The following is a 12,439-nucleotide window of genomic DNA, read 5'->3' as shown; positions in this document are numbered from 1 at the left end:
CGGTTCATTGGTCCGATTCGTTGGCAGGAAACAAGGAGTTTCCACTATGGCTCTCCGCGCTTACTGGACGGGCACGCTTCGGCTCTCGCTGGTGACGGTGCCGGTGCGTCTCTATCCCGCGGTTGACAGCGGCCACCGGGTGGCGCTGCACCAGATCCACGAGCCGACCGGCGAGCGCGTGCGCTATCAGAAGGTCGTGCCGCATCAGGGCCCGGTCGACGAGGACGAGATCGTCAAGGGCTATGAGTACGAGCATGGCCGATACGTCACCCTGACTGACGAGGAGCTTGACCATCTCAAGCTCGAATCCGTCCATCGGATCGACCTCTTGCAATTCGTCGAGGCCGGCGAGATCGACCCGATCTACTATCACCGGCCCTACTTCCTCGCGCCCGATGGAGCGGCGGCGGACGAGGCGTTCCGCCTGATCCGCGAGGCGCTTCGGCAAAGCCGGACGGTGGGGCTCGGGCAGGTGGTACTGGGCGGCCGCGAGCGCATCGTGGCGTTGCGGCCTTGCGGTCGCGGCCTGCTGCTCGAAGCCCTGCGCTACGAGGACGAAGTGCGCGAGGCCAGTACGTATTTCCGGCATATCGCCGACGAGCCGGTCGACCAGGATCAGCTTGCGCTCGCCGTCAAGCTGATCGAGACCAGGACGGCGCCGTTCGATCCCGCGGCCTTCCAGGATCGGTATCAGGACGCCTTGCGCGATCTCGTTGCCGCGAAGATCGAGGACCGCGAGCCCGAAATGCTCGAACCGGAACCGGCCGGCGACAATATCGTCGATCTGATGGAGGCGCTCCGGCGCAGCCTGTCGGAGGGCCGGGGGCGCAAAGCGAGGGCGGCCGAACGGGCGGGAAGGGGCAGGATTCGCGCCAAGCCCGGTGGCCGGTCCGGCGCCCGCCGACGGAGCGCGTAATGTCCAGACTCGAGCCCTCGTGAGCGGTGACTTCGGATGACACATCAAGCACCGGTCCCGCGAGCGCGGGCCAGCAGGGCCTCTCCGCACCGTGCCGCCATCGAGATCGCCGGCGTGCGACTGACCCATCCCGACCGCCTGCTCTATGCGGGTGGCGAGGGGGAGGGGCTGACAAAACGCGGGCTCGCCGAGTACTACGCGGCCGTTGCCGACTGGATCCTACCGCATCTCGTCGGGCGCCCGCTGAGCCTGGTGCGGTGTCCGGCCGGGCAGGGAAGCAAATGCTTCTTTCAGCGACATGCCGGTTCGGGCGTACCCGACGACTTGAAACGGCTGCCGGTCGCCGAACGGAACGGCGCGGCGATCTATCTCGCCGTCGACAACCTTGCCGGGCTGGTTTCGCTCGTGCAGATGGGTGTCCTGGAGATCCACCCCTGGGGTGCCCGTGCCGACGATCCGGAGCGGCCCGACCGGCTGATATTCGATCTCGATCCGGCGGAGGGCCTGTCCTGGGACCGTGTCGTCGAGGCGGCGCTCGAGTTGCGTGCCCGGCTGACCGCGCTCGGACTGGAAAGCTTCGTCAAGACGACCGGTGGGAAGGGCCTCCATGTCGTTCTGCCGCTCGCCCGCCGGCAGGATTGGGAGCAGGCCCGGGGCTTCGCCAAGGCGATGGCGGAGGCGATGGCGCGGGACCGCCCGTCGGCCTTCACCAGCGCCGCGGCCAAGGCGGCCCGGCCCGGCAAGATCTTCATCGATTATCTCCGTAACGCCCACGGCGCCTCTGCGATCGCACCCTATTCGACTCGAGCGCGTCCGGGTGCGCCGGTCGCCACGCCGCTCGCCTGGGCGGAGCTGGAACAACCGGCGCTTCGGCCCGGCGACTTCACCGTGGCGACTCTTCCGCGGCGCTTGTCCGGTCTCGGCCGTGATCCCGGGGGGGGCGATCCCTGGGAAGGCCTCTCCAAGACCCGCCAGTCGATCACGCGCCCGGCACAGCGTGCCGTCGGCCTGTCCGTGTGACGCACTCGGCGGACGGATGGAGTGTCCGTCGGTTTATCGCCTTATCGCCGACTGCCCCGATTGGTCCAAGGCTCGGTGACGGAGAGGGGAGCGGTGGTGTCGACCTGCGCTTCCTGGGTCCGGCGTCGCCTCGGTTCCACCCAGCTTCGCTCGGACAGCGCCAGCAGGGCCGGATGCTGCGGGGCAACCGCCAGTCCCCTCTCGTAATAGATCCGTGCCGCGGTGCGCCGCCCTCGTCGGGCCGCCGTCTCCGCGAGATTCGCGTAGCTGCCGCCGAGATCATAGATGCCGCGAAGCGCGTCCCCGTTGCCGGGCATCAGAGTCAGGATCTCCTGATAGGTTTCGAACGCGTTGTCGCCGGCCGGCGTCGTCAGAGCCAAGGCCGCCACTTGCTCGCGGGCGCGTGCCAGCAGTGCATTCAGCCGAGAATCCAGGTCACCGATTTCCTCCAGCCAAAGACCGGCCAGGGCGGGTGAAGGCGTCGGGAGCCATTGCGTTTCGGTTTGCGTCGGTTCGTCGACGGCAACGCTGTCGCTGACAAAGTCATCTTGAATGGCGAATAACACCAGTGCCGCGGTCGCGCCGACAGCGGCTGCCAAGCCCAGCCGGAGCCGCGATCGGCGCCGCTCGGCCGACGGCGCCGCGGGCGGAGAAGGCGATGATGCCTCGACGGTCCCATCGACGATCATCTCGTCGGCAATCGCCCCCTCGAAGACCGCAAGGTTGGCCGGAAGCAGTTCGAGGCTCTTTGCTGCCTCGGTCACAAACTCGGCGGACACTCGCCGCATGCCCTCGAACTCGGCGAGGAAGAGTGCCGTCGCGCAGAGATTGTTGATCAGCCGCGGCACGCCTGACGAATAGCGCACGATCGCGGCCACCGCGGCATCGGAGAAAAGGTCGACGCGGCGGCGGCCGATGGCTTTCAGGCGATCGCCGATGAACGCCTCGACCTCCGGCTCGGTTAGCGGATCGAGTCGTCGGTAGAGGGCGATTCGGCGTTGCAGCGCCGATGTGCGATCCGCCGCCACAAGCGCGTCCAGGGAGGGCGTACCGGCCAAGGCGATCCGCAGCGGTGCCCCGCCTGAAGTTTCTCCTGTGCTTTCGGGGGGATCGGTCAGTTGGTCGAGGCGGCGGAACTCATCCGCGGCGAGGTTCTGCGCCTCGTCCAGTAAAAGAACGGCCGGAGCCGCGCCGAGGTCGGTCAGGAAATCCTCGACCCGGCTGTCCGGCCCGCAATTCCGCAGCGCGACGGCCCAGCCCGGCCGATCGCGTCTCAACTCCTCCGCCAGCAGGTTGAGGAGCATGGTCTTCCCCATGCCTGGCCGGGCGACGACGACGGCGATCCCGTGACCCGCGAGCACCGTGTCCCGTACCTCGCGGAGGGTGGCCTGGAAGCGGCTCCCGCCATGGACGAAGCGGAGGTCGGGGGTAATCTTGAAGGGGTTCTCGGACAGACCGAACAGTTCAGCAGCCATTGCCCGCCTCCCACGTCAAGCACCCGGTCGCGTGGCAGGGCCGGCACACGCGATAAGCGGCGATGATCGGGTTCAGCGGACTGGTACGCGATGCGTTCTGCCTGTCCGGGAGCCGTCTTGGCTTTGCGAAACAAGCCCTTTTGCCGCAATTTTCACCCTATTCAACCTATCGGGTGCTGTAAAGTTGCGCGAGGTCAGCATCCGCGCTGCGTCCCGACGATCTTAACTAATATGCCGAGTCGAATGGACTTGAACCGCGATTGGAACGCGCCTAAATAGGTCATTATGTCTGACCCATACCACAAGAAACCGAAGTCTGAGGTTCAGCAGAAGCCGAAGCGCCGGGACTGCCTGATGTGCCGGCAGTCCTTCGAGAGTTCCTGGCCTGGTGAGCGGGTTTGCGGAAACTGCAAGTCGTCCAGCGCGTGGCGCGACGGCGGCGGAATCGCGGCCTAGCCTCTGCCTGATCAATCCGACGAACGGATCAAATAGCCGCCCGGAGCGGGGTGCTCCGGGCGTTGCGATGTCGTGCGTTCACGTTAACGTTCTCGGGCCGTTAACCTGGTTCAGGATTGCCCCGCTACAGCCTGAAATGATTTAGAGCACGAAGGCTTTCTCCCGCTGCAGGCTGCCCGATAGCCGCGCGGTCTGCCGGTCGCTCAGAAGCTGCCGCAGTTTCGGAAAATCGATCTCCTCCTCCTGGCGCGCATGCGTCTGGATCAGCGCTTTTAGCGCGCCGACCCGGTCGAGCCACCGGGGATCACCCTTCGGCATCTGCTCCAGCGCGTGGAGATGCATCTTCATCTCGGCATGCTCACCATAGAGATGCCGGGCGTCCTCCACCGCGTTCGCCCGGTCGTGCAGCATCGGATAGATCACGTCCTCTTCCGCCAGAGCGTGGGCGGTCAGGCGGCGTTTCAGCCGCAGCAGGAGTTGCGTGCGCTGAAACACGGCGTCGTTCGGGCTCCGCTCCATCTCGCTCAGAAGTGCTACGAATTGGCGGTGATCCTTGATCAGCGCCTCGAAGGGGTCCCGGCCGGCCGCTGCGCGTGCCGAGCCGACCGCCTGCGCCATAAGCGGCGGCAGCATCCGGCTGGCGACGACGGCCGCCACCGCCCCGCCGGCGAACGCCGCCATGTTTCCCGTCGAAAGCCATCCTCGTCCATTGTGCATAGTGCTCGCTGCTCCCGTTCTCATCATGCCTCTCGAAGAGTGAACAGCGGCGAGGGGGCGTTGTTCCTTCAATCGTCAGCGGCGGTCACGCGCCGTTGCGCTGCACTTCCGGTCATGCTGCCTGGATCTGCGCCAGGAACGTATCGATGTCGGTCCGCAGGCGCTCGGCCTGCTGGCCCAACTCGTCGGCGGCCTTGAGCACACGACCCGCGGCGCCGCCGGTTTCTTCAGCCGCGTTGTTCACGCCGGCGATATTGCTGGTCACCTGATTCGCGCCGAGCGCCGCCTCCTGCACGTTTCGTGCGATCTCCTGCGTTGCCGCGCCCTGCTCCTCGATCGCGGATGCGATCGCCGCCGCAATCGTGTTGATCTCCGTGATCGTCGTTCCGATTTCCCGGATGGCGCCGACGGCTTGTCCCGTCTCGCCCTGGATCTGCGCGATCTGGACCGCGATCTCTTCCGTCGCCTGGGCGGTCTGGTTGGCGAGCGTCTTGACCTCGCTCGCCACGACGGCGAAGCCTTTCCCCGCTTCGCCGGCACGCGCCGCCTCGATCGTCGCGTTCAAAGCCAGAAGGTTGGTCTGGCTGGCGATGCTCTGAATGAGAACGATCACGTCGCCGATCTTCTGTGCTGCTTCGGCCAATGCCTGCATCGTCGCGTTGGTGCGTTCGGCCTGGTCGACGGCCTTACGCGCGATCGTGGTCGATTGCGAGACCTGCCGACCGATTTCGTGGATTGAAGAGGACAGTTCCTCCGTCGCGGAGGCCACCGTCTGGACGTTGGCCGAAGCCTGGTCGGACGCGACGGCGACGGCGGTTGCCTGTCGGCTGGTTTCCTCGGCGGTTGCCGACATGCCTTCAGCGGTGGAATGCATATCGTCGGACGCTGCGGAAAGCGACTGGAGTGCGTCGCGGACCGAACCATCGAACTCCGCGATATGACTCTCGATCTGCTTCTGGCGAGCTTCCTTGCGGATCTGCTCTTCCTGCTGCTCGGCCGCCAGCTGGTCGGCCGTGATCATGTTCTCCTTGAAGACCTGCACGGCGGCGGCCATCCGCCCGACCTCGTCGGCCCGTTCGGACCCGACAATCTCGACGCTCATGTCGCGTTGGGCGAGACGGCCCATGGCCTCGGTCATCTGCTGAATCGGAAGGGTGATCAGGCGCGAGCAGAAAACCGCGATGCCGAGCGCCAGGACGATCGCGACGCCCGCCGCGCCGATGATCTGGTAAAGCGCAGAATTCATCGTCGCGGCGGAACGTGCCGCCGCATTCGCGCGCTGCTCGGTCGTGACCGCGACTAGCTCGTCGAACAATTTCTCGGCTTCCCCGAATTTGACCTCGGCGTCGGTCATGAGCATCGTGGCCGTGAACGCATCCTCCTCGATGACGCCCGCGGTTTGGGTCGCGCTATCGATATATTGCTGGAGGGCCGCGAGCACCCGGCCATGCACATCCGAGTCACCAAAGGAACCCATGTCCAGGGACTCCAGGATCTGCTCCGACATGGCCATCGCCTCGAGCGCGCGATTCTTCTCGGCGCGGACGATGGCGGCCTCCACACCCTGGGCCTTTAGACTCATTGCCCGGTAGAGGGTGGCATGAGCTTGGGTGAAATCCCGCTGCGCGTCCTTCGCTTCCGACATCGCGCTTACCGCCATATCGAGCGAATCGGAGGCGCGCTGCACGCCGACATAGACGGACAGGAACAGACCCACGATCAGGGCGATAATGGCCGCACTCACGAGCGGGGAAACGAGCGACTTGACCATAATCGAGGCGTTGTGGAGATGGCGCATGGGAGTACCGTGATTGTTGGTTGGTCGGCGGGCTCGACCGCGGCGATCCGCGATCGAGCCGAGCTCAGTGAATCGGTTACCGCTTGTAGGCGCCGACCCCGACGATGACGTCGCCGACGCGGACGATGTACGACGTCTTGGCTTCGACCTTCTTGGTTTGCGGGTTCTGCCATTTGTAGTCGACCCAGGCAGCGTCCTGGACGGCGACGAAATCCCGCACGAAGGCCTTGCCATCGACGTCCTTGAGGTCGATCAGGTTCTTGCCGACGAGAGCGGGATTGTTTCCCCGGGCGAGGGCCTTGCCCGCATTGTCATAGACGAAGACATACAGGTCGCGATCCTTGAAAGGGCCTTCGTTCTCGTCGTTGAACGCCGCATAGGCCTTCGCCGGGCCATTGGCTCTTAGATATTCGGCGGCCCGAATGGCCAGTTCCTTCGCCTCAGCAGGCGTAGCGTTCTCCACGGCGTAGGCCGGGGACAACGAGAACAGGGAGGCGACCAGCGCCAATGCGGCAATCAGCTTCTTCACTGCCTTATCCTCCGTAGTGTGTTCGCTCCAGATCATCTGGAGCAGGCATGAGCAGCTGATATGTCAGTGATATCCTCTAAGTATTTATTAGGTGATATGGTTACGAAAGCGTTCCCGATGCTGATTCGATCACCCGTGATGCGCGATCAAGCGCTTTGCGTGGCGGAATTCCTGATGTGAAGAGCCGATCATCGTTGCTTAACGGCTGCCGCGGGCCGGCATATCGCGGCTGGTGAAGAGCCGGCCGCGTTCGGTCCACAGGACGGTGAAAAGGGCGAGAACGGCCATCACCGTGAAGCCGATCGCGAGCGGCCGCACCGTGCCGTCGAACTCCTGCCCGACGATCCATCCGAAGAAGGCGCTCGCGGCGGTCGCATAGAAGCCGACGAAGGAGGAGGCGACACCGGCGATGTGACCTAACGGCTCCATGGCGAGCGCATTGAAGTTCGGCGCCATCAACCCGAAGAAGAAGAACGCCGCCGCCAGGAAGGCGCAGAAGGCGAAGAGCGGGGGCTTCTCCGGAAAGCCGGCGAGCGCCATGAGGCCGCAGCTCAGGAGAAAGCCGAGGAGCGCGGCGTGAGAGACGCGCCGCATGCCGAGCTGGCCGACAAGCCGCGCGTTCGTGAAGGAGGCGAGCGCCATGAAGGCGGCGATGGCGCCGAAGGCCAGCGGAAAGAGCTCTCCCATCTGGTAGATGTCGACGAAGATCTGCTGGGCGCTGCCGATATAGCTCATCAGGCTGCCGAACATGAAGCCGACGGCGACCGTATAGCCGAGCGTGGGGCGCGATTTGACGGTGGTGGTGATCGCCGCACCCAGCGCCGTGGCGGAGAGCGGCAGGCGATCGCCGCTCGGCAGCGTCTCCGGCAGGCGGAGCGCCGTCCAGAGAAGGACGATCAGCGACACGACAAGCAGGAACCAGAAGATCCAGGACCAAGGGCCGAAATGCAGGATCGCCTCGCCGATTGCGGGCGCGAGCACCGGCACGATGATGAAGACCATCATCACCAGAGACATCACCCGGGCCATGTCGCGGCCGCCGAAACGGTCGCGCACGATCGCGATCGCCATGATGCGCGGCGCCGCGGCGCCAAGCCCCTGCAGGGCGCGGCTCCAGAGCAGCACCTCGAACCCGGCCCCCGCTAGCGCCCCGAGCGATCCGACGGCGTAGAGCAGAAGCCCGACATAGAGGACCGGCTTGCGCCCGAACCGGTCCGACAGCGGGCCGCTGAGCGGCTGACCGACGGCGAAGCCCAGCATGTAGGTGGTGACCAGAAGCTGGCGGTCGTTCGGCTCGACGATGTCGAAGACCTGGGCGATGTTCGGCAGAGCCGGTAGCATGATGTCGATCGCCAAGGCCGTCATCGCCATCATCAGCGCAATGAGGGTGACGAACTCCCCGAATGGAATCGCGCCATCGGGCTTGACCGCGCCGTCGGATTTGGGCGCATCGGATGAGCGGCTCATGGTGACTATCTCTGATCGGTGGATGGAGTCGGGACGGCAAGACCGTAACGACACATCGCCACGGCCCATCCGCGACGCCCCGCATTCGCGACGCCGAGGCGGGATGGTCTTATCACGGGAAGAGGGCAGGGGAACAGGTGGTCACGAATTCCCGCGCCGACTCGCCCGCGACAGGTGCAAGCCAGCTCGTCCGCCAAGCTCGGGCTGCGAAGGCCTGTCTTGATGGCATCGATGATCTCGCGAACCTCCCGTTCGACCCGCCGCAGGCCGCTCTATAGACGGCTCCGCTCCAGGTGCGCCGGCAGCAAGTCGGTTGACCTCCCGGTGGTACTCGGCGATGAACTCCTTCACCAGTAGCCGCATGTTTGCGGGTCGCCAAGAGAGCGGGACAGCCGGTATGCCATCGAGCCTTGAGGATCGTCTGAAAGGCCTCGGCCACATCGCCAGCCTGGTCAACTCCGGAACCGAGCTCACGGACGTCCTGCGGCGAATCGCCATGGCGGTGTGCCAACGCTCCCTCTGGTCGAGCAGCGCCATCATGGCCCTCGACCGGACGAGCGGCTATTCGGTTCTGGTCGCCCGCCACGACCCCTATTTCGAAACGAACGCCGTCGCCGACGAGCGCTGGTTGCTGGAGACGAGCCCGACCCGGCAGGTTCTGGAGGCCGGGACCTCCCTCGTCATCGCCGATGCGCAGGAGGCCGCTGACTATCCCGGCTACCAGCGCGATGCGAGGCAGCGCGACTACCGGACCGTCGTGCTGCTGCCCCTGCAGGCGACCGACGAACGCGGCCGTGCGATGGTGATGTCGGTTCATGCCCATGAGCGTCGAACCGTCGAGCCGGACGAGCTGGTCTTCCTGGAAACCGCGGCCCGTCTCGCATCGCTGGCTGTCGAGAAGGCCCACCTCCTTCGTGTCGAGCAACAGCAGGTGATTCGGCTGCGCCAAACGCTCGATGTCCACGCGACGTCGATGGAGCAGGTCCTGGCAGGGGGGAGCTTGTCGTCCGTTCTCGAAATCGTCGCTGCGAGGCTCCCCTATCCGCTTCTCCTCGTCGATCTGACGACAAACCAGGCTCTGGCGCAGGGTTCGCCGGCACCCACGGGCGTGTGCGATGCCGAGTGGGCCTCGATCGTCGCACAGCAGGGGGCACGGGCGTTCGCCCATCTCCTGCATTCGATGCAGCCCTCCCGCTTCTCGAGCCGGCGGCGCATCGGTCTGGCCCCGTTCGGCTTCGATGTCGAGGCCGAAGCTTTCGTCGAGCCGTTCGTCGTCGACGGCATCGTGCTAGGCGGCCTCATGCTCTTCACGGACGCCGGCGATCTTGACGCATTCGACGCGCTGGTCGCCGAGGAAGCCCGGTTCGCGCTGACCGTTCAGCTCATGCGAGCTCATGTGCGCTTTATCACGCAGGCGGAAACCCACGGCGAGTTCTTCGGCCGGCTGTTCAGCGGCAACTGGCGCGATCGGACCGAAACTCTGGAGCGTGCCGGTCATCTCGGCTTGGCGGTGGACATGCCGGCGCGCCTCGCCGTGCTCACGCTCGCGCCCGAGGACCGATCTTCGCTGCCGGCGAACCGGCGCGCCGACCTGCTGCGCAGCTTGCTCAGGACGGCGGGCCAGCGGACGGCCGGCGTTACCGCTTTCTTCGACGGTGATGCGTTCGTCGTGTTCCTGCCGCAGGCCGCGGGTGACGAGACATCCGCGGAGCTGTTGGTTCAGCGCCTGATAGACGAGATAGCTTGGGTTTCGGAGTCTAAGCCGATCGCTGTTCTCAGCCGACTTTGCACCAAGCCCGAGGACTACCAGGCGGCGCGGCAGGACTGCTCCCGGCTGCTTGAGCTCGGTCAGCGCGTCGGGCGACGGGGTATGGTCAAAGAGGCCGATTTTGGTCCCTTGGCGCAACTGCTCGCGGCCGCCGACAGGGCGGAGCTTCGCCGATTCGTCACCGACACCCTCGGCGCGATCGAGGTTTTCGATCGCCAGCACCGCTCCGACTTCCTGCCCACCCTCGACACCTTTCTCACCCATCTATGCCGCTATCAGGCATGTGCCGATGCCCTGGGCATTCACGTCACGACACTCCGCTACCGTCTCAAGCGGCTGAACGAGCTGTTCGGCGTCGATCTGGATGCTCCCGACACCCGGCTGGCTCTCCTGCTGGCGCTCCGGATCCGAGGGGTCGTGAACAGCGCCGATTGACCGTATTCCTCGGACTCGGAGGAAATAATATCGTATTATTCCGCCGAGTCCGAGCAGGTCGGGGAACTCCAAGATCGCTAAGCTGATCTCCGTTGGTTTTCCGAGCTGTGAGGCTGCGCATGGCGAAGTCCGGTGGAGGCGAGGAGGGTATCGGCGCGCTGCGTCGGACGCTGGGCACGTTCGTGACCGGCGTGACGGTCGTCACGACGATTGGTGACGATGGGGCGCCGCGGGGGTTAACCGCCAACTCGTTCACTTCGGTGTCGCTCGATCCGCCGCTCGTCCTCGTGTGCATTGCGCGCACGGCTGGAAGCTGCCCGGCTTTCCTGGCGGCGCGCGGCTTTGCGGTGAATATCCTCAGCGATGACCAGCAAGCACTATCGGTGCGGTTCGCGTCGAAGCGGCCCGACAAGTTCGCCGGCGTTTCCCACAGTGTCAGGGTAACCGGTGCTCCCATCATCGAGGGCTCGCTGGCCTGGCTGGACTGCGCGGTCCGACAGCGTCTCGAGGCCGGCGACCACATCATCCTGATCGGCGAGGTGCTGGCGTTCGAGCGGAGCGCGCGACGGCCGCTCGCCTACTGTCAGGGCAGTTACCTTCCGCTCGGCCGATATGACGAAACCCAAGCGCGAGAAACCGCCAACGATGGGTCTTCGGTAGCAGGCCCGCACAATCTCGCGCGCCGGAACTAATGTCCCGAGAGCAGCCAGGAGGATGCAGAATGAAGTTCAGTCTTGCGATCAATATGGAGCGGATGAGCCCCGGCACCGACATGCAGGAGGTCGCGCGCCACACGCTCGAGATGGTTCAGATGGCGGACGAGGCGGGCTTCGACATCACCTGGGCGGCCGAGCATCACGCAATAGAGATGACGATCGCCCCGGCGCCGTTCCAGCTTCTGGCCTGGTGGGGGGCGCACACGAATCGCATTCGTCTGGGAACGGGCGTGGTCGTGGCGGCCTACTGGCACCCGATCAAGCTCGCCGGCGAAGCCGCCATGCTCGATCTGCTGACCGGCGGTCGCCTAGAGTTCGGCCTCGGCTGCGGTGCCTACCAGCGCGAGTTCAATCGGATGGCGCGCGGCCTGAAGACCCAGGAAAGCGTGCCCTATATGCTCGAGATGCTGCCGATTCTGAAGCAGCTCTGGCAGGGGGATTATGCGCATGACGGGCAATTCTGGTCCTTTCCGAAGGCGACCTCCTGCCCGAAGCCGCTGCAGCAGCCGCATCCTCCGCTCTGGGTGGCGGCGCGCAATCCGGTTTCATTCCAGTGGGCGCTCGACAGCGGCTGCAACATCATGACCTGGGCGCTGACGCGCGAGTTCGCCGAGGTCGAAACCTATATGGAGCGTTTCGAAACCGCCTTGGCCAATGCACCCGCGGGAACCAAGCGCCCTCGTTTCATGACGATGCGCCACAGCGCGGTCTACGAAAAGCCCGATGACTGGGAACCCTATGTGAAGTCTCTTCAGCGTGTCGCGGCGCAGTTCGAGAATTTGTTCCGGGAGCTGGGTGCGGTCGACAATGGCTTCCCGGAGGAGATCGACCTCGCGAGCCTGGAGCATCGGGCCGAGTACGATCCGACCATGCTACGGACCAATCTGATGTTCGGAACGCCGGACGAGGTGATCGCGAAGCTGAAGCGGTATGAGGCGCTGGGCGTCGACGATTTCCTCTACTATGCAAGCTATGGCCTGCCGATGGAGCTTCAAAAGAAATCGCTGAAGCTGTTCATCAATGAGGTCATGCCCGCTTTCGCCGAACCGAGTTCGAAGGAGCGCGTGGCGGTTGCATAATGGATGAAAGGCGGGACCGTCGCTCTTCAGAGAGTGGTGTGCCGAGGCAGCCTTGAGCCCACC

10 protein-coding genes are annotated in these 12,439 nt (G+C 65.1%); 5 read left to right on the top strand and 5 right to left on the bottom strand.

Annotated features, from left to right (window positions below; genetic code table 11):
* Positions 1-46: 46 nt before the first annotated feature.
* Together ku and ligD are read left to right on the top strand one after the other, a co-directional pair.
* Positions 47-916, top strand: a complete 870-nt coding sequence (gene ku / locus DT069_RS07630; RefSeq protein ID WP_119459671.1) for a non-homologous end joining protein Ku — start codon at positions 47-49, stop codon at positions 914-916.
* 36 nt (positions 917-952) lie between these two features.
* The gene (gene ligD, locus DT069_RS07625) at positions 953-1,936 is read left to right on the top strand and encodes a non-homologous end-joining DNA ligase (protein WP_119459670.1); all 984 of its coding nucleotides are present in this window, start codon (positions 953-955) and stop codon (positions 1,934-1,936) included.
* Between the two features lie 41 nt (positions 1,937-1,977).
* On the opposite strand, the gene DT069_RS07620 is transcribed toward ligD, so the two are convergent.
* The 5 genes from DT069_RS07620 to DT069_RS07600 form a co-directional block, all read right to left on the bottom strand.
* On the bottom strand, positions 1,978-3,411 hold the full coding sequence (locus tag DT069_RS07620; protein WP_119459669.1) for an ExeA family protein: 1,434 nt from the start codon (positions 3,409-3,411) through the stop codon (positions 1,978-1,980).
* A 597-nt stretch (positions 3,412-4,008) separates the two neighbouring features.
* Entirely contained in the window at positions 4,009-4,548 is a 540-nt protein-coding gene (locus DT069_RS07615) for a hemerythrin domain-containing protein (RefSeq protein ID WP_425450084.1), read from the bottom strand.
* Positions 4,549-4,696: 148 nt separating this feature from the next.
* A complete protein-coding gene (locus DT069_RS07610; RefSeq protein ID WP_425450083.1) occupies positions 4,697-6,382 on the bottom strand; it encodes a methyl-accepting chemotaxis protein in 1,686 nt (561 codons plus the stop codon).
* 76 nt (positions 6,383-6,458) lie between these two features.
* Positions 6,459-6,911 (bottom strand): cache domain-containing protein, encoded by a 453-nt coding sequence (locus DT069_RS07605; RefSeq protein WP_119459667.1) that lies wholly within the window; start codon positions 6,909-6,911, stop codon positions 6,459-6,461.
* Positions 6,912-7,109: 198 nt separating this feature from the next.
* On the bottom strand, positions 7,110-8,378 hold the full coding sequence (locus DT069_RS07600; protein WP_119459666.1) for a multidrug effflux MFS transporter: 1,269 nt from the start codon (positions 8,376-8,378) through the stop codon (positions 7,110-7,112).
* Positions 8,379-8,775: 397 nt separating this feature from the next.
* On the opposite strand from DT069_RS07600, the gene DT069_RS07595 reads away from it, so the two are divergent.
* From DT069_RS07595 to DT069_RS07585, 3 genes are all read left to right on the top strand, one after another.
* A complete protein-coding gene (locus tag DT069_RS07595) occupies positions 8,776-10,581 on the top strand; it encodes a helix-turn-helix domain-containing protein (protein WP_162913041.1) in 1,806 nt (601 codons plus the stop codon).
* Between the two features lie 119 nt (positions 10,582-10,700).
* A complete protein-coding gene (locus DT069_RS07590; protein ID WP_119459664.1) occupies positions 10,701-11,273 on the top strand; it encodes a flavin reductase family protein in 573 nt (190 codons plus the stop codon).
* A 29-nt stretch (positions 11,274-11,302) separates the two neighbouring features.
* The gene (locus DT069_RS07585) at positions 11,303-12,376 is read left to right on the top strand and encodes an LLM class flavin-dependent oxidoreductase (protein ID WP_119459663.1); all 1,074 of its coding nucleotides are present in this window, start codon (positions 11,303-11,305) and stop codon (positions 12,374-12,376) included.
* The last annotated feature ends 63 nt before the right edge of the window (positions 12,377-12,439 follow it).

Source organism: Virgifigura deserti (genome assembly GCA_003576685.1).
Lineage (GTDB): Bacteria > Pseudomonadota > Alphaproteobacteria > Dongiales > Dongiaceae > Virgifigura > Virgifigura deserti.
Note: the sequence above shows the minus strand (reverse complement) of the source record. Positions and strands in the feature narration are given on the sequence as shown.